This is a genomic window from Streptomyces sp. NPDC048349 (assembly GCF_040651925.1).
Taxonomy (GTDB): domain Bacteria; phylum Actinomycetota; class Actinomycetes; order Streptomycetales; family Streptomycetaceae; genus Streptomyces.
The window spans coordinates 79304-96766 of the sequence record NZ_JBEZLA010000006.1 but is presented as its reverse complement, the minus strand read 5'-3'; the positions used below and the strand labels follow the sequence as shown (position 1 = coordinate 96766).

The window sequence follows — 17463 nt, the reverse complement described above, 5'->3', positions numbered from 1 at the left end:
GATGGTCGATGCATGAACACCACCACCGCAGTGCCCCGCGGTCTCGCGGGAGTCGTGGTCACCGAGACCGAGCTCGGCGACGTCCGGGGCCGTGAGGGCTTCTACCACTACCGCCAGTACTCGGCCGTCGAGCTCGCCGAGAGCCGCAGCTTCGAGGACGTATGGCACCTGATGTTCCGCGGCACGCTGCCCGCGGACGCAGCCCAGCGCGCCGCCTTCGCCGCCGAAACCGCCCCGCTGCGCCGGCTGCCCGCCGAGGTCAGGGACGCGCTCCCCGCCCTCGCCCGGGCCTCCGCGCTCTCGGGACCGCTCGCAGGGCTCCGCACCGCGCTCTCGCTGCTCGGCGCGTCCGCCGGCTTCCGTCCCGTCTACGACCTCGACCCCGGCCGCCGGGCCGCCGACGCCCTGGCCGCCTGCGCCGCCGTACCGACCCTGCTCACCGCGCTGTACCGGCTGGGGCAGGGGCGGGAGCCGGTAGAGCCGCGCGACGACCTCCCGTACGCCGCCAACTACCTCTACATGCTGACCGGGCAGGAGCCCGAGGCGGACCGGGCCCGCGCGATAGAGCGGTACCTGATCTCCACCATCGACCACGGCTTCAACGCCTCGACCTTCACCGCCCGCGTCATCGCCTCCACCGGCGCCGACGTCGCGGCCTGCCTGACCGGTGCGATCGGGGCCCTGTCCGGCCCGCTGCACGGCGGCGCCCCGAGCCGGGCCCTGGACACGCTGGACGCCATCGGCACCGTGGACCGGATCGGTCCATGGATCCGCGAACGGGTCCTGGCGGGGGAGCGGATCATGGGCTTCGGCCACCCCGTCTACCGCACCGAGGACCCCCGCTCGCGGATGCTGCGGGAGATCGCCAGCGGGTTCGGCGGCCCCCTGGTGGAGTTCGCCGTCGAGGTCGAGCGCCAGGTCGAGCAGATCCTCGCCGAACTCAAGCCGGGCCGCGAGCTGCACGCCAACGTGGAGTTCTACGCGGGCGTGGTCATGGAGCTGTGCGGGCTGCCCCGCGAGATGTTCACCCCGACCTTCTGCGCGGCCCGCGTGGTGGGCTGGAGCGCGAACATCCTGGAACAGGCCGGCGATTCGAAGATCATCCGACCGGCCGCCCGGTACACCGGGCCCACCCCGCCGCAGCCGGTCCCCGCACCGGCCTGGCTACGATCGACCGGGTGAACAGCAGGCAGCCCATCCCCGTCGTCGTCCTCGCCGGGTTCCTCGGATCCGGCAAGACCACCGTGCTCAACCACCTCCTCGCCCACCGCGGGGGCACCCGGATCGGAGTCGTCGTCAACGACTTCGGGTCGATCGAGATCGACGCCATGTCCGTGGCCGGCCAGGTCGGCGACTCGATGGTCTCCCTCGGCGGCGGCTGCCTGTGCTGCGCCGTCGACGGCAGCGAGCTCGACGCGTACCTGGACAAGCTCGCCGCGCCCGTGCACCGCATCGACGTGATCGTCATCGAGGCGAGCGGGCTGGCCGAGCCCCAGGAAATGATCCGGATGCTCGTGGCCAACGAGAATCCGGCCGTCCGCTACGGCGGGATGGTGGAGGTCGTGGACGCGGCGGAGTTCGACGCGACCCGGTCCCGCCACCCGGAGACCGACCGCCACCTCGCCGCCGCGGACCTGGTCGTGCTCAACAAGACCGACCGGGTGGACGCCGCGGAGCGGGCCCGGATCGAGGGACTCCTGGCCACCCTGTGCGCTCCGGGCACCCCGGTCGTCGCCGCCGACCACGGGCGGATCGACCCCGAGCTGCTCTTCGACCCCCGGCCGTGGACCGAAACCCGCGGACAGCTCTCCTTCGAGGACCTGCTCGCGGAGGCCGGCGACCACGACCACTGCTCCCACGCGCATGCGGCGTACGACAGCCTCGAGTTCCGCTCCGAGCAGGCCCTCTCGCCCCGCCGGTTCGTCGACTTCCTCGACCGGCGGCCGGCCGGGCTCTACCGCATCAAGGGCTTTGTCTACTTCGGCGTCCCCGGACACGAGGAGAGGTACGAGGTCCACGCGGTCGGCCGGTTCCTCCGCTTCGCCCCGCAGCCCTGGGGGCGGGGCGAGCGTCGGCTGACGCAGCTGGTCCTGATCGGCTCCGGCACCGACGGCCCGGGCCTGCTGCGCGAACTGGAGGCCTGCCGCGAGGAGGCGCCGCAGGAGCTTCCCCCCGAGAGCATGTGGGGCGTCCTGCGGTACGTCGCCCGGCCCGCGCAGCCCGAGGCCGAAACGGCGGAGTCCCAGGCCGTCAGGCACTCTCTTTCGGATCTTCCCTGACCTGCGCCGCCCGGCACCGCACCTCGCTGCGTTGTCGGGGCTCCCGAGTACGTCCAGTACGCGCGAGCCCCTCCGCCTTGCGATGCACCGCACCGGACGCCGCGAACCTGACCAAGCCCTACTAGGCGACCTCGACGCCGAATTCGCGCAGCAGGTCCTCCAGGCCGCCCCGGTAGCCCTTGCCGCCCATCACGAAGTCCCAGTCGCCGTTGGCCCGGTGGCGGAAGGAGCCGAGGACGAGGGCGGTCTCGCCGGGGCGGCCGTCGGAGACCTCCAGCTGCCCGAGCTCCGATCCCGCCGCGTCGAGGAGCCGGATCCGGGCGTCCGTGAAACCGGCGAGGTCGGCGTGCGGATCGGCCTCGGGGTCGATCGCGGCGACCAGGACCAGCCGGTCGGCCTCGCGTGGCAGGGCCTCGAAGGCGACCTGGAGGGCGGCCTTGTCGGGCGCCGTGTGCGCGTGGGTCCGCACCGAACCGTCCGGCGTCCCCGGGTTGTTGAAGAAGACGAAGTGGTCCTCGCTCAGCACCCGGTTGCCCGTGCAGACCAGAGCGCAGACGTCGAGCGCGACCGTGCCCGACCAGGACATGCCGAGCACGTTGTGGTCGGCGACCGGGGCGGGCCCGGCCGTCCGCTGCGGCGGGACGGCCGCGGGGACGCCGCCCAGACGGCCGCGCAGCCCGTACTGGTGCAGCAGCTCCACGAGCTTCGCGCCGGGAACCAACTCCAGCGGCTTGCCGTTGGCAAAGGTGTACGACCCCGGCCCGAAGGACGCGGTGGTGACCAGCACCCCCTTGTTCGCCCCCTTGTCCTGGACCGTGCCGTACAGGTCCCGGACCGCCGTGGGCGACACGGTGTTGCGGTAGCGCTTGACCTGCACCACGATCCGCCCGCCCGTGATCGGGGACGGGTCGTTCGCCTCGATGTCCACCCCGCCGTCGCCCGAGCGCTGGGTCGTCAGCGCCTCCATGCCCATCGCCCGGAAGAGCTCCGCCACCAGGTTCTCGAAGGCGATCGGGTCCATCTCGAACAGGTCGGGCTCGTCCTGGTCGCCGCCCTCGTGCCCGCCGTGGCTGACGACCCCTCCGCCGACCTCGTCGGGCCTGCGTCCCGGCCGCACCGCGGTCAGCTGGTCCGGTCGCGCCGACAACTGCCCGCGCAACCCCTCCACCAGGCAGTCCACCGCGCTGACCTGCTCCAGCCGCAGCCCCTCGACGGCGGACCGGGCCGCCGACAGCGTGGCGAGCACGAGCTGGGCCTCCCGGCCCGTCACCGGATCGTGCGCGTCCACGAAGCCGTTGACGACCACCGAGTCCAGCACGCCGAACTCGTCCGCCGCGTAGAGCTCGCGCACCACCAGCAGCACGCACTGCGCCAGCAGGTCGCGGTACAGCGCCCGCCGCTGCGTCGCCGGGCGGGCCGTCTCCTTGTCCTGGCCCGTGCTCGCCACGTACCGCACCGACTTGGCCTCCGGTACCACCGCGTACCCCGGCAGCTCCCAGTCCAGCACCAGCTGGCGCGCCCCCGGGTCGTACGCCGCCGCCACCTGCCTGGGCAACTGCTCGGGCCACGCCGTGGAGGCGTACAGGGCGGCCGAGAAGTACTCCACCACGGCCTCGGCGTCGCCCGCGCGCAGGGCCCCGGCGAGCGCGGTGAGCCCGGCGTTGTGCGCGCGGACCTGGGCCAGTTGCTGCGCCGCCCAGCGGTCGTACTGCTGCCGGTACGCCGCCAGCTGCTGTCGGCGCTGGGCCTCGGCGGCGTGCGCGGCCTGCCAGGCCTGCGTGTACCGGGCGTGCGCCTCGCGCTCGGCCTGCGCCCGCCGGTTCGAGCCGAGCGTCCAGCCCGTGCTCTGCTGCTGGAACTGGTGCAGCTCAGGCATCGGCACGGGGTGCGCCAGCGTGCCCGGGTCGAAGGCTTCGAGCTGCTCGGACCGGACCAGCCCGGCCATCCGGAACGCCGGGGCCCGGCACCCCGCGGCCAGCAGGCCCTGCAGGGCGGCGACTTCCGCCTCGATCTGCTCGGTACGCCGCCGGGCCTCGGCCTCGCGGTGCTGCCGGTCGGCTGCCTGCTGCTCCCGCCGCCTGCGCTCCGCCTGCCGCTGCTGGATCAGCTGCGTCTGCTGCATCCGGCGCTGGGCCTCGGCCCAGTCCCCGATCACTCCGCCCGAGCGTCGACTCATCAGCTCTGTTCTCCCCGCCCCACCCACCAGTGCCAAGAGGGAAAACATTAGTCGCCCTTCAGCCGGTACGTCCCCCGTTGGGCGTACCGGCGCAAGGGCGACCTCCGCCTACAGTGCGCCCCCGGCGAGCGCCGCCACGGCCGCGGGCAGCGCGGTCCCCGAGCCGTCGCGGCGCGGGTCCACGGCCGGCAGCTCGGCCGGAGTGCCGTTCGCCGACGCCGCCCGGACCGGCGCGTTGCCCGCCCAGGCCAGCACCAGCACGTCCTCACCCTTGAGGAACCGCTGGCAGCGCACGCCGCCGGTGGCGCGGCCCTTGCGCGGGTACTGGTCGAAGGGGGTCAGCTTCCCGGACTGCACCGAGTCGTCCAGCGTGCCGTGCGAGCCCGCGACCGTGAACACCATCGCGTCCCTGGCCGGGTCGACGGCCGAGAAGTGGATCACCTTGGCGTTCGCCGCGAGCTTGATGCCCGCCATACCGCCCGCCGGGCGGCCCTGGGGGCGCACCTGCGAGGCCGGATAGCGCAGCAGCTGGGCGTCGTCGGTGAGGAAGACCAGGTCCTCCTCGCCCGTGCGCAGCTCGACCGCGCCCACGATCCGGTCGCCCTCCTTGAGGGTGATGACCTCCAGCTCGTCCTTGTTGGCCGGGTAGTCCGGCACGACGCGCTTGACCACGCCCTGTTCGGTGCCCAGGGCCAGTCCCTGCGAGGACTCGTCCAGCGAGGTCAGGCAGACCACCTTCTCGTCCGCCTCCAGTCCGGAGAGGAACTCGGAGACCGGGGCGCCGCCCGCCAGGTTCGGCGCGGCGTGCGTGTCCGGGAGCTGCGGCAGGTCGATCACCGACAGGCGCAGCAGGCGCCCGTACGAGGTGACCGCGCCGACGTCGGCGCGGGCGGTCGCCGCGACCTGCGAGACGATCAGGTCGTGCTTGGCCCGGGCGCCGCCCTCCTCCTGCGGCAGCGCGTCGCCGTTCGCGGTCCGCGCCAGCAGGCCGGTCGAGGACAGCAGTACGCGGCAGGGGTCGTCCGCGACCTCCAGCGGAACGGCCGACACCGCCGTGCCCGCCGACTCCAGCAGGACCGTGCGGCGCTCGGTGCCGAACTTCTTGGCCACCGCGGCCAGTTCCGAGGAGACCAGCTTGCGCAGCTCGGTGTCGGACTCCAGGATCCCGGTCAGCTCGTCGATCTCGCCCGTCAGCCGGTCGCGCTCGGACTCCAGCTCGATCCGGTCGAAACGGGTGAGCCGGCGCAGCGGCGTGTCCAGGATGTACTGGGTCTGGATCTCGCTCAGCGAGAAGTGCTCGATCAGGCGCTCCTTGGCCTGCGCCGAGTTGTCGCTGTCCCGGATGAGCCGGATGACCTCGTCGATGTCGAGCAGCGCCACCAGCAGGCCCTCGACGAGGTGCAGCCGGTCGCGGCGCTTGCCGCGGCGGAACTCGCTGCGCCGCCGGACGACCTCGAAGCGGTGGTCGAGGTAGACCTCCAGCAGCTCCTTGAGGCCCAGCGTCAGCGGCTGCCCGTCCACGAGCGCCACGTTGTTGATGCCGAAGGACTCCTCCATCGGCGTCAGCTTGTACAGCTGCTCCAGGACGGCCTCGGGGTGGAAGCCGTTCTTGATCTCGATGACCAGGCGCAGGCCGTGCGAGCGGTCGGTGAGGTCCTTGACGTCGGCGATGCCCTGGAGCTTCTTCGAGCCGACCAGGTCCTTGATCTTCGCGATGACCTTCTCGGGGCCGACCGTGAAGGGCAGTTCCGTGACGACCAGGCCCTTGCGGCGCGCCGTCACGTTCTCCACCGCCACCGTCGCGCGGATCTTGAAGGTGCCGCGGCCGTTCTCGTAGGCGTCCTTGATCCCCGAGAGCCCCACGATCCGGCCGCCCGTGGGCAGGTCCGGACCCGGGACGAAGCGCATCAGCGCCTCCAGGTCCGCGTGCGGGTAGCGGATCAGGTGGCGGGCGGCGGCGATGACCTCGCCGAGGTTGTGCGGGGGCATGTTGGTGGCCATGCCGACCGCGATCCCGGACGCGCCGTTGACCAGCAGGTTCGGGTAGGCGGCGGGCAGCGCGACCGGCTCCCGCTCCTGACCGTCGTAGTTGGCGGTGAAGTCGACGGTGTCCTCGTCGATCGACTCCGTCATCAGTGACGTGGCGTCGGCCATCTTGCACTCGGTGTAGCGCATCGCCGCCGGCGGGTCGTCGTTGCCGAGCGAACCGAAGTTGCCGTGGCCGTCGACCAGCGGCAGCCGCATCGAGAAGGGCTGGGCCATGCGCACGAGGGCGTCGTAGATCGACGCGTCTCCGTGCGGGTGGAGCTTGCCCATGACCTCGCCGACGACCCGGGCGCACTTCACGTAGCCGCGGTCGGGGCGCAGACCCATCTCGTTCATCTGGTACACGATGCGGCGGTGCACCGGCTTCATGCCGTCGCGGGCATCGGGCAGGGCACGGGAGTAGATCACCGAGTACGCGTACTCGAGGAAGGAGCCCTGCATTTCGTCGACGACGTCGATGTCGAGGATCTTCTCCTCGAAATCCTCCGGCGGCGGGGTCTTCGTGCTGCGGCGGGCCATCGCTGCGCGGCTCCTTAACCAAGAATGGGTGTGCTGGGGGTCTGCTGGGGGTCTGACGCGGACCATTGTGGCCCGAGGCACCGACAACCCTGACTCCGACCCCAGGGGGTGACCCGGGAACTTATCCGGTCGCCGACGCGCTTGCATACAGTGGCAGGTCTGACGGAAATCTCTGCATCGCGTATCGAAGGGACCACATGCCCATGGGTCACACGGCCACAGCCCAGGCCGGCTCCGGCGGCCTGACAGCGACCGAGCACCGGCTGGCCAACGGCCTGCGCGTGGTGCTGTCCGAGGACCACCTGACCCCGGTCGCCGCGGTCTGCCTCTGGTACGACGTCGGCTCGCGTCACGAAGTCAAGGGGCGTACCGGCCTGGCTCACCTCTTCGAGCACCTGATGTTCCAGGGCTCGGCGAACGTGCCGGGCAACGGGCACTTCGAGCTGGTCCAGGGAGCCGGCGGCTCCCTCAACGGCACCACCAGCTTCGAGCGCACCAACTACTTCGAGACGATGCCGACCCACCAGCTGGAGCTCGCGCTGTGGCTGGAGGCGGACCGGATGGGCTCGCTGCTGGCCGCCCTGGACGACGAGTCCATGGAGAACCAGCGCGACGTCGTCAAGAACGAGCGCCGCCAGCGGTACGACAACGTCCCGTACGGCACGGCCTTCGAGAAGCTGACGGCCCTGGCCTACCCCGAGGGCCACCCGTACCACCACACGCCGATCGGCTCCATGGCCGATCTGGACGCCGCGTCCCTGGAGGACGCGCGCACCTTCTTCCGTACGTACTACGCGCCCAACAACGCGGTGCTGTCGATCGTCGGCGACATCGACCCGCAGCGCACGCTCGCGTGGGTCGAGAAGTACTTCGGCAGCATCCCGGCGCACGACGGCAAGCAGCCGCCCCGGGACGGTTCGCTGCCCGACGTCATCGGCCGCGAGCTGCGCGAGGAGGTCGTCGAGGAGGTCCCGGCGCGTGCGCTGATGGCCGCCTACCGGCTCCCGCACGACGGCACCCGCGAGTGCGACGCCGCCGACGTGGCGCTGACCGTCCTGGGCGGCGGCGAGTCCTCGCGGCTCCACAACCGCCTGGTACGACGCGACCAGACGGCCGTCGCGGCCGGGTTCGGCATGCTGCGCCTGGCCGGGGCGCCCTCGCTGGGCTGGCTGGACGTCAAGACCTCCGGCGGGGTCGAGGTCCCCGACATCGAGGCGGCCGTGGACGAGGAGCTCGCGCGGTTCGCCGCCGAGGGCCCGACGGCCGAGGAGATGGAGCGCGCCCAGGCGCAGCTCGAGCGCGAGTGGCTGGACCGGCTGAGCACGGTGGCGGGCCGGGCCGACGAGCTGTGCCGGTTCGCGGTGCTCTTCGGCGACCCGCAGCTGGCCCTGACCGCGGTCCAGCGCGTCCTCGACGTGACCGCCGAGGAGGTCCAGGCCGTGGCCGCGGCCCGGCTGCGCCCGGACAACCGCGCGGTACTGGTCTACGAGCCGCTGGCCGGCTCCGACGACGAGTCCGACGAGTCCGACGAGTCCGACGAGAACGCTGTGAACGACGAGAACGAGGGGGCGGAGCAGTGAGCGACACCGCAGCCGTCACGATGACCTTCCACCCGCGCCCGCAGGCCGGGGAGCCGCAGCCGTGGGCCTTCCCGGCCCCCGACCGCTCGGTGCTGCCCAACGGCCTGACCCTGCTGCGCTGCCACCGCCCCGGCCAGCAGGTGATCGCGGTAGAGGTGAACCTCGCCGCCCCGCTGGACGCCGAGCCCGAGGGCCTGGACGGCGTGGCGACCATCATGGCCCGCGCCCTGTCCGAGGGCACCGACAAGCACTCCGCCGAGGAGTTCGCGGCCGAGCTGGAGCGCTGCGGCGCCACCCTCGACGCGCACGCCGACCACCCGGGCCTGCGCGTCTCCCTGGAGGTCCCGGCCTCCCGGCTGCCCAAGGCGCTCGGCCTGCTCGCCGAGGCGCTGCGCGCGCCGGCCTTCGCCGACGCGGAGGTCGACCGCCTGGTGCGCAACCGGCTCGACGAGATCCCGCACGAGCTGGCCAACCCGCAGCGCCGCGCCGCCAAGGAGCTCTCCAAGGAGCTCTTTCCCGCCGCCCTGCGCATGTCCCGCCCGCGCCAGGGCACCGAGGAGACGGTCGCCCGTATCGACTCCGCGGCCGTACGCGCCTTCTACGAGGCCCACGTGCGCCCCGCCACCGCCACCGCGGTGGTCGTCGGCGACCTGACGGGCATCGATCTGGACGCGGTCCTCGCCGACACCCTCGGCACGTGGACGGGCGACACCGCCGAGCCCCTCCCGGTTCCGCCGGTGACCGCCGACGACACCGGCCGCGTGGTCATCGTGGACCGGCCCGGCGCGGTCCAGACGCAGCTGCTGATCGGCCGGATCGGGCCGGACCGGCACGACCGGGTCTGGGCGGCCCAGGTGCTCGGCACGTACTGCCTGGGCGGCACCCTGACGTCCCGCCTGGACAAGGTGCTGCGCGAGGAGAAGGGGTACACCTACGGCGTGCGCGCCTTCGGCCAGGTGCTGCGCTCCACGGCCGACGGCAGGGGCGCCTCCATGCTCGCCATCAGCGGCTCGGTGGACACCCCCAACACCGCCCCGGCGCTCGAGGACCTCTGGAAGGTGCTGCGCACCCTCGCGGAGGGCGGTCTGACCGACGCCGAACGGGACGTGGCGGTCCAGAACTTGGTGGGCGTGGCCCCGCTCAAGTTCGAGACGGCGGCCTCGGTCGCGGGCACCCTGGCCGACCAGGTCGAGCAGGAGCTGCCGGACGACTACCAGGCGCAGTTGTACGCGCAGCTCGCCGAAACCGGGACCGTGGAGGCGACTTCGGCGGTCGTGAAGGCCTTCCCCGCGGACCGGCTGGTCACCGTGCTGGTGGGCGACGCGGCGCAGATCGAGGAACCGGTGCGGGCCTTGGGCATCGGCGACGTGAGCGTCGTCACCAACTGACCGCACTGCGGCCGCAACCGGCCGTGGCACGAGGGGCTCCGGCGGGCTTGTCCGCCGGGGCCCCTTTTTGTCCGTTTAGCGGAGAGGCTGCTTTTATGTGGTGTGGCGTACGCAACAAAAAGGCGTGTCTGTTTGGCGATTGACTGATGATCCGCCTAGCGTCACCCGTGCTGTCCGTCAGTTGTACCCGCCGCACCCGCGGCACCGGGCAGCGATCGCCGAGTCCCCGTCAGGCGCGAGCCTGGGGAGCCGGGGACCCACATCAGTCCCTGGGGTGAATCGGACCGCCTCGCAAGAGGAGGCCCGTAGGAGACCTTCCTGCTCCGAACCCGTCAGCTAACCCGGTAGGCGAGAGGGAAGGAAAGGATCAGCCCCTTCATGGCGTTTGGCAGTCGTGCCGCCGGTAAGCACCGTGGTTCCAGTCGTCTGAGCCGCAAGACCGCCGGTTACGCCGGCATAGCCGCCCTCGCCACCACTGGTGTCGTCGGCTCCCTCGCCGCCCCGGCCTTCGCCGCGGACAACGGCAACACCCAGTCCGCCTCGGACAACGCGCTCGGCGCGGTCGTCGTCGCCGAGGACCTCGCGGGTGACATCGAGGACCAGGCCGCGTCCCAGCAGCGTGCCGCCGAGCACGCCGCCGCCAAGGCGCAGGCCGAGGCCGACGCGAAGCAGCGGGCCGCCGAGGCCAAGCGCCTCGCCGAGGCCAAGGCGAAGGCCGAGCGCGAGGCCGCCGAGCGCGCCGCCCGCGAGGAGGAGCGCAAGCGCCTCAACACCTTCGTCTCGCCGCTCGACAGCTCGTACGTCAGCACGCAGTACAAGGCGGGCGGCGGCATGTGGTCCTCCGGCAGCCACACCGGCATCGACTTCCACGCCGCCTCCGGCACCTCCGTCCACGCGGTCGGCGTCGGCGTCGTGGTCGAGGCGGGCTGGGGCGGCGCCTACGGCAACAACGTCGTGATCAAGCACAACGACGGTACGTACACCCAGTACGGGCACATGTCCTCGCTGAGCGTCTCCGTCGGCCAGCAGGTCACCCCCGGGCAGCAGATCGGCCTGTCGGGCTCGACGGGCAACTCCAGCGGCCCGCACCTGCACTTCGAGGCCCGCACCGGTGCCGACTACGGCTCGGACATCGACCCGATCGCGTACCTGCGCTCGCACGGCGTCAGCCTCTGACCGCAGCCCACCGCTCCACCGAAGGCCCCGGCTCCCCGAGCCGGGGCCTTCGTGCCGCTGCGCCGGATACATGTTCGTCATTTCCGGCTGCTCTCGGAAATTATCGTGTGTTGCAATAGAGTCGCGGCACGCGCATGCACGTCATGGATATGCGCGTCCCGTTGGCGTGCAGTGGAAAATCGGAAATAGCGGAGGTCCGGTCTTGCGTATTCCCGCGCATGCGGTATGCACAGCGATCCGCGACGACATCGTCTCCGGGGTCTTCGAACCGGGCGGCAGGCTGACCGAGGAGGTGCTGGCCCGCCGGTACGGAGTCTCGCGGGTGCCGGTGCGCGAGGCGCTGCGGACCCTGGAGTCCGAGGGGTTCGTGACCACGCGGCGGCACGCGGGTGCCTGCGTCGCCGAGCCGACCGAGCAGGAGGCCGCCGACCTCCTCGAGCTGCGGATGCTGCTGGAGCCATTGGCCGCCGCGAGGGCGGCCCGGCGGCGCACCGAGGCCCACCTCAAGGTGCTGCGTGGGCTGGTCAGACTGGGCCAGGAGCGGGCCAGGCGGGGCCAGGCAGAGGATCTGCGCTCCCTGGGCGGCTGGTTCCACGAGACCCTGGCGCAGGCGTCCGGGAGTCCGGGCCTGATCGCGCTGCTCACGCAGATGCGGCACAAGCTGGCGTGGATGTACGTGGTGCAGGCGCCTTCCCGGCCGGTGGACTCCTGGGCCGAGCACGGGGCGATCGTGGACGCGGTGGCGCGGGGGGACGCGGAGCGGGCGCGGGCGCTGGCGGCCGTCCACGCCGAACGGGCGGCGGGCGCGCACCGGCCGCGGGTGCGGGCGGCGGCCGTGAGGACTTCGCAACCTGCCGTAAACATGTCGAGCGGCCGTCATTAACAGGCGCCGTATACAAAGGGGTATATCCGTGCACCGCTGCGTGCGCCGCTGCCGGAATTCCGGTGGCGCGAATTCGGTGCGCCGAATTCCTGCGGAGTGGAATTCCCCTGCGTACACGCGAAAGCCGCGGCTCCCGGATGGCGGGGGCCGCGGCTTTCGCGTGTGGACCGCGTGGACCGTGTGGGTCGCTGCGGCGGTGCGGTCGACGGCGGTGTCGAACCCGAAGGGTCAGACGGTCTCGGGGAGCTCCTCGAGACCCTCGGCGACCAGCTTCGCGAGGCGGTCCAGCGCCACCTCGGCGCCGTCGGCGTCGGACGCGAGGACGATCTCCTCGCCGCCCTGGGCGCCCAGGCCCAGAACCGCCAGCATGGAAGCGGCGTTGACGGGGTCGCCACCGGCCTTGGCGATGGTCACCGGGACGCCGGAAGCGGTCGTCGCACGGACGAAGATCGAGGCGGGACGAGCGTGCAGGCCCTCGGCCCAGCCGACGTTGACGCGGCGCTCTGCCATGGTGATGCCCTTCAGGTTCTTACGGTTGTCTAGACCAGTCTCTCACGACGTCCGGAATGCTCCGACCGACCTCCGGCCCGGATCTTCCGCCGTTCGACCTTCCCCAGCTTGCACCGTTTTGCCCCAGTGTGCCTGATGCGCCGCGCGCACGCTGCCAGGCGGTTTCCGGCCGTAAGGTAGGCCCATGACCACCGAGTCGGACCCCTCGTACCCGGCCCACTGGGAGGCGGACGTCGTCCTGCGCGACGGCGGCACCGCCCGGATCAGGCCCATCACGCCCACCGACGCGGGCCGGCTGGTCAGCTTCTACGAGCAGGTCTCCGACGAGTCGAAGTACTACCGCTTCTTCGCCCCGTACCCCCGGCTCTCCGACCGCGACGTGCACCGGTTCACGCACCACGACTACGTGGACCGCGTCGGCCTCGCGGCGACCATCGGCGGGGAGTTCATCGGAACCGTCCGCTACGACCGCATCGGCCCCGACGGCCGGCCCGCCTCGGCCCCCGCCGACGAGGCCGAGGTCGCCTTCCTGGTCCAGGACGCCCACCAGGGCCGCGGGGTGGCCTCCGCCCTCCTCGAACACATCGGCGCGGTGGCCCGGGAGCGGGGCATCCGCCGGTTCGCCGCCGAAGTGCTGCCCGCCAACACCAAAATGATCAAGGTGTTCACGGACGTCGGTTACCAGCAGAAGCGCAGCTTCGAGGACGGCTCCGTCCACCTCACCCTCGACCTCGAGCCCACCGCGGAGTCCCTCGCCGTGCAGCGCGCCCGCGAACAGCGCGCCGAGGCCCGCTCGGTCCAGCGGCTGCTCGCCCCCGGCTCGGTGGCGGTGATCGGAGTCAGCCGCTCCGGCGCGGGAGTCGGCGCCGCCTGCCTGCGCACGCTGCGCGACAGCGGCTTCCACGGCCACCTCTACGCCGTCAACGAGGCGGTCACGCGCGATCTGCTCGAGGGCGTACGGGCCTACCGCACCGTCGACGCGATCGGTGCTCCCGTCGACCTCGCGGTGATCGCCGTCCCGGCGGAACGGGTCCCCGAGGCCGTCGCCGCCTGCGGCGAACACGGCGTCCAGGGACTCGTCGTGCTCTCCGCCGGATACGGGGAGAGCGGCCCGGCCGGACTCGCCCGCCAGCGCGAACTCGTCCGGCAGGTGCGCTCGTACGGGATGCGCCTGATCGGGCCGAACGCCTTCGGGGTGATCAACACCGCGCCGGAGGTGGAACTCAACGCCTCGCTGACGCCCGCGCCGATGCCGATGCGGGGCCGCATCGGCCTGTTCACGCAGTCCGGGGCGATCGGCATCGCCCTGCTCTCCGCCCTGCTGCGCCGGGGTGAGGGGCTCTCCTCCTTCGTCTCCGCCGGCAACCGCGCCGACGTCTCCGGCAACGACATCCTCCAGTACTGGTACGACGACGAGGCGACCGACGTCGCCCTGCTCTACCTGGAAACCCTGGGCAACCCGCGCAAGTTCACCCGCCTCGCCCGCCGCACGGCAGCCGTCAAACCGGTGGTCGTCGCCAAGGGCGGCCGACACACCCCTGCCGGACACGTGGTCCCCGGCACCCGGCTGCCGGACGCCACCGTCTCCGCCCTGCTGCGGCAGGCGGGCGTGATCCGGGTCGACACGGTGACGGAGCTGGTGGACGTCGGGCTGCTGCTGGCCTCGCAGCCGCTGCCCGCCGGAGCGCGCATCGCGATCCTCGGGAACTCCGAATCCCTCGGGGTCCTCACCTACGACGCCTGCCTGACCCAGGGCCTGCGGCCGCTGCCGCCCCTCGACCTGACCACCGCTGCCGTGCCCGAGGACTTCCGTACGGCCCTGGCCGCCGCGCTCGCCTCCGACGACAACGACGCGGTCGTCGTCACCGCGATCCCGTGGGTCAACGAAGAACAGGATCCGGCGGACGACCTGGCCGGGGCGCTGCGCTCCGCGGTGGCCGGACACCCCGGCAAGCCGGTGGCCGTCGTCCACGTCGAACTCGGCGAACTGGCCGAGGCCCTGTCCGCTCCGCTGGGCCCCTGGGGCTCCGCCCCGGACGCCGGCGCCCCGGCGCCCGACGGCCCGGACGGCCCGCTGCGCGGCTTCCCCGCCCCGTCGCCCTTCGGGGCGCCGGTCCGGGCGGAGCCGGGTCCCGGCGGCAGGATCCCGAGCTACCCCGCCGCCGAGCGGGCCGTGAAGGCGCTCGCCGAAGCCGTCCGGTACGGGCAGTGGCGGCGGGCCAGCACCGAGGCCGGGCACGTCCCCGAGTACGAGGACATCGACGAGTCCGGAGCCGCCGCCCAGCTGGCCGGGCTGCTGGCCGACGTCGACAGCGGCGCCGTGCTCACCCTGGCCGAGTGGGACGCCCGCGAGCTGCTCGCGCGCTACGGGATCCGCGTCCTGCCCGCCCTGCCCGCGCCCAGCCCCGACTCCGCGGTCCGCGCCGCCGGGATCCTCGGCTACCCGGTCGCCCTCAAGACCACCGCCCCGCACCTGCGCCACCGGGCTGACCTGGGCGGCGTACGGCTCGATCTCAGGGACGAGGCCGAGCTGAGGCGCTCGTACGAGGACCTCACCGCGCTGCTCGGCAAGCCGGCGGAGCTCCAGCCGGTCGTCCAGGCGATGGTGCCCCGCGGGGTCGACACCGTCGTGCGCTCCGTCATCGACCCGGCAGCCGGCGCCGTCCTCTCCTTCGGGCTGGCCGGCGTCGCCTCCGAACTGCTCGGGGACACCGCCCACCGGCTGGTCCCGGCCACCGACAAGGACGCCGCCGGCCTGATCCGGTCCATCCGGACCGCACCCCTCCTCTTCGGCTGGCGCGGCAGCGACCCCGTCGACACCCGCGCCCTGGAGGAGCTGCTCCTGCGGCTGTCCCGGCTCGTGGACGACCACCCCGAGGTGGTCGGGGTCTCCCTGGAGCCGGTGGTCGTCGCCACCGAGGGACTCTCCGTGCTGAGCGCCTCCGTCCGCGTCGCGCATCCGCCCGCCCGCGGTGATCTCGGCCCGCGGACCCTCCCCAGCTACTGAGCGGGTCCGGGCGCGGCCGGGACGCCCCGTACGGGCCTTAGGATGGACCTCATGGCGAAATCCGGTACGACGACCCAGGGGCTGCGCACGGCGATCGAGCGCAGCGGCTACTACCCGGCCCTCGTGGCCGAGGCCGTGGAGGCCGCGGTGGGCGGCGAGCCGATTTCGTCGTACCTGGTCCACCAGGAGACGACCTTCGACTCCAACGAGGTCCGCCGGCACGTCACCGTGCTGGTCCTGACCGGCAACCGGTTCATCGTCAGCCACACCGACGAGCAGGCCGCGGACGCCGGGTCCCCGTCGCCGTACGCCACCACCTCCACCGAGTCGGTCAAGCTCTCCAGCATCTCCTCCGTGGTGCTCAGCCGTGTCGTCGCCAATCCGGAGTCCTACACCCCCGGCACCCTGCCCCGCGAGGTCGTCCTGACCATCGGCTGGGGCGCGGTCTCCCGGATCGACCTGGAGCCGGCCGCCTGCGGCGACCCGAACTGCGACTCCGACCACGGCTACACCGGCAACTCCACCGCCGACGACCTGAGCCTGCGGGTCAGCGAGGCGGGCGACGGCCCGGAGGCGGTGCGCCAGACCCTCGTCTTCGCGCAGGCCCTCTCGGAAGCCACTGCGGCCACGTCCTCCCCTTCCGCCCGCTGATGACGTACCCCGCGGCGCAGAACTGGCACGACGAGCCGGAGCTGCTGGATCTCGCCGCCGCGCCCGTCCCCGAGTACGGCACCGGATCGCTCGCCGACCTGCTGCCGACCCTGGTGGCCGGACAGGGCGTCCCCGGCTACGAGGCCGCCATCGCGGAGCTGTCCCCGGCCGACCGGAACTGTGTGTTCCTGGTCGACGGCATGGGCTGGGAGCAGATCAAGGCCCACCCGGACGAAGCTCCGTACCTGACCTCCCTGCTCGGCAGCTCGCGCGGCGGCACCGGCCGCCCGGTCACCGCGGGCTTCCCGGCGACCACCGCCACCTCGCTGGCCTCGGTGGGCACCGGTCTGCCGCCCGCGCGGCACGGTCTGCCCGGTTACGCCGTGCGCAACCCGGCCACCGGCGAGCTGATGAACCAGCTCCGCTGGCAGCCGTGGACCGCGCCGAAGCCCTGGCAGCCGTACCCGACGGTCTTCCAGCAGGCCGACAAGGCCGGAGTGGCCACCGCGCAGGTGTCCTCGCCCGCCTTCCAGACCACCCCGCTCACCAAGATCGCACTGAGCGGCGGCACCTTCCTCGGCCGGATGACCGGCGAGGAGCGCATGGACGTCGCGGCGCAGCGCCTCGCGGCCGGCGACCGCTCGCTGGTGTACACGTACTACAGCGAACTGGACGGGGCCGGACACCGGCACGGAGTGAACTCCGACGCGTGGCGCGGCCAGCTGATGTACGTCGACCGGCTGGTGCAGCGGCTCGCCGAGCAACTCCCGCCGCGGACAGCGCTGTACGTGACCGCCGACCACGGCATGGTGGACGTCCCCTTCGACGAGGACTCCCGCATCGACTTCGACGAGGACTGGGAACTGGGCGCGGGCGTGGCCCTGCTCGGCGGCGAGGGCCGGGCCCGGCACGTCTACGCGGTGCCCGGCGCCGAGGCCGACGTCCTGACGGTGTGGCGCGAGGTGCTCGGCGACCGCTTCTGGGTCGCGAGCCGCGAAGAGGCCCTGGAACTGGGCTGGTTCGGGCGACCGGGGGAGTGCGACGAGCGCGTCTTCGGCCGGATCGGCGACGTGGTGGCGGCCGCCCAGGCCGACGTCGCGATCACCGCTTCCCGCAACGAGCCCAACGAGTCCGCCCTCGTCGGCATGCACGGCTCCATGACCGCGGCGGAGCAGCTCGTCCCGCTGCTCGAGATCCGCACCTGACCGGCCCCTCTCCTCACTTCCCCCCTCCCCCTGCCCACGACCC

Annotated in this window: 12 protein-coding genes and 1 riboswitch; of the genes, 9 read left to right on the top strand and 3 right to left on the bottom strand. The window is 72.6% G+C overall.

The features are described from left to right. Window positions 1–12 precede the first annotated feature (12 nt). A complete protein-coding gene (locus AB0D44_RS05965; RefSeq protein ID WP_362585006.1) occupies window positions 13–1182 on the top strand; it encodes a citrate synthase in 1170 nt (389 codons plus the stop codon). After that, window positions 1179–2279 carry a GTP-binding protein gene (locus AB0D44_RS05960; protein WP_362585003.1) on the top strand — a complete coding sequence of 367 codons (1101 nt, stop codon included), beginning with the start codon at window positions 1179–1181 and terminating at the stop codon, window positions 2277–2279. Before AB0D44_RS05965 ends, AB0D44_RS05960 begins: the two co-directional genes overlap by 4 nt. A 121-nt stretch (window positions 2280–2400) precedes the next feature. On the opposite strand, the gene AB0D44_RS05955 is transcribed toward AB0D44_RS05960, so the two are convergent. Together AB0D44_RS05955 and AB0D44_RS05950 are read right to left on the bottom strand one after the other, a co-directional pair. Next, entirely contained in the window at window positions 2401–4455 is a 2055-nt protein-coding gene (locus AB0D44_RS05955) for a restriction endonuclease (RefSeq protein WP_362585001.1), read from the bottom strand. A 108-nt stretch (window positions 4456–4563) separates the two neighbouring features. Further along, window positions 4564–7020, bottom strand: a complete 2457-nt coding sequence (locus AB0D44_RS05950) for a DNA topoisomerase IV subunit A (RefSeq protein WP_362584998.1) — start codon at window positions 7018–7020, stop codon at window positions 4564–4566. A gap of 203 nt (window positions 7021–7223) precedes the next feature. Here AB0D44_RS05950 and AB0D44_RS05945 point away from each other — a divergent pair, with 203 nt between their 5' ends. The 4 genes from AB0D44_RS05945 to AB0D44_RS05930 all read left to right on the top strand — a co-directional run bounded on the left by AB0D44_RS05945 (window position 7224) and on the right by AB0D44_RS05930 (window position 12047). Beyond that, complete coding sequence (locus AB0D44_RS05945) at window positions 7224–8600, top strand: pitrilysin family protein (protein WP_362584997.1); 1377 nt, start codon at window positions 7224–7226, stop codon at window positions 8598–8600. Between the two features lie 20 nt (window positions 8601–8620). After that, the gene (locus AB0D44_RS05940; protein ID WP_362585164.1) at window positions 8621–9988 is read left to right on the top strand and encodes a pitrilysin family protein; all 1368 of its coding nucleotides are present in this window, start codon (window positions 8621–8623) and stop codon (window positions 9986–9988) included. Between the two features lie 206 nt (window positions 9989–10194). Beyond that, window positions 10195–10354, top strand: a riboswitch (cyclic di-AMP (ydaO/yuaA leader). Between the two features lie 12 nt (window positions 10355–10366). After that, the gene (locus AB0D44_RS05935; protein WP_362584995.1) at window positions 10367–11164 is read left to right on the top strand and encodes a M23 family metallopeptidase; all 798 of its coding nucleotides are present in this window, start codon (window positions 10367–10369) and stop codon (window positions 11162–11164) included. Window positions 11165–11366: 202 nt separating this feature from the next. Further along, window positions 11367–12047, top strand: coding sequence for a GntR family transcriptional regulator (locus tag AB0D44_RS05930; RefSeq protein ID WP_362584989.1), 681 nt, complete (start codon window positions 11367–11369; stop codon window positions 12045–12047). A 228-nt stretch (window positions 12048–12275) separates the two neighbouring features. On the opposite strand, the gene AB0D44_RS05925 is transcribed toward AB0D44_RS05930, so the two are convergent. After that, window positions 12276–12557 carry an HPr family phosphocarrier protein gene (locus tag AB0D44_RS05925; protein ID WP_362584986.1) on the bottom strand — a complete coding sequence of 94 codons (282 nt, stop codon included), beginning with the start codon at window positions 12555–12557 and terminating at the stop codon, window positions 12276–12278. 184 nt (window positions 12558–12741) lie between these two features. On the opposite strand from AB0D44_RS05925, the gene AB0D44_RS05920 reads away from it, so the two are divergent. From AB0D44_RS05920 to AB0D44_RS05910, 3 genes are read left to right on the top strand one after another with little or no spacing between them, the layout of a single operon-like run. Continuing rightward, window positions 12742–15564, top strand: a complete 2823-nt coding sequence (locus AB0D44_RS05920; RefSeq protein ID WP_362584984.1) for a GNAT family N-acetyltransferase — start codon at window positions 12742–12744, stop codon at window positions 15562–15564. 51 nt (window positions 15565–15615) lie between these two features. Further along, on the top strand, window positions 15616–16215 hold the full coding sequence (locus AB0D44_RS05915; RefSeq protein ID WP_069924106.1) for a DUF5998 family protein: 600 nt from the start codon (window positions 15616–15618) through the stop codon (window positions 16213–16215). After that, window positions 16215–17420: a nucleotide pyrophosphatase/phosphodiesterase family protein gene (locus AB0D44_RS05910; protein ID WP_362584981.1), complete on the top strand. Its 1206-nt coding sequence runs from the start codon at window positions 16215–16217 to the stop codon at window positions 17418–17420. The genes AB0D44_RS05915 and AB0D44_RS05910 overlap by 1 nt, the downstream gene beginning before the upstream one ends. Window positions 17421–17463: the final 43 nt, after the last annotated feature.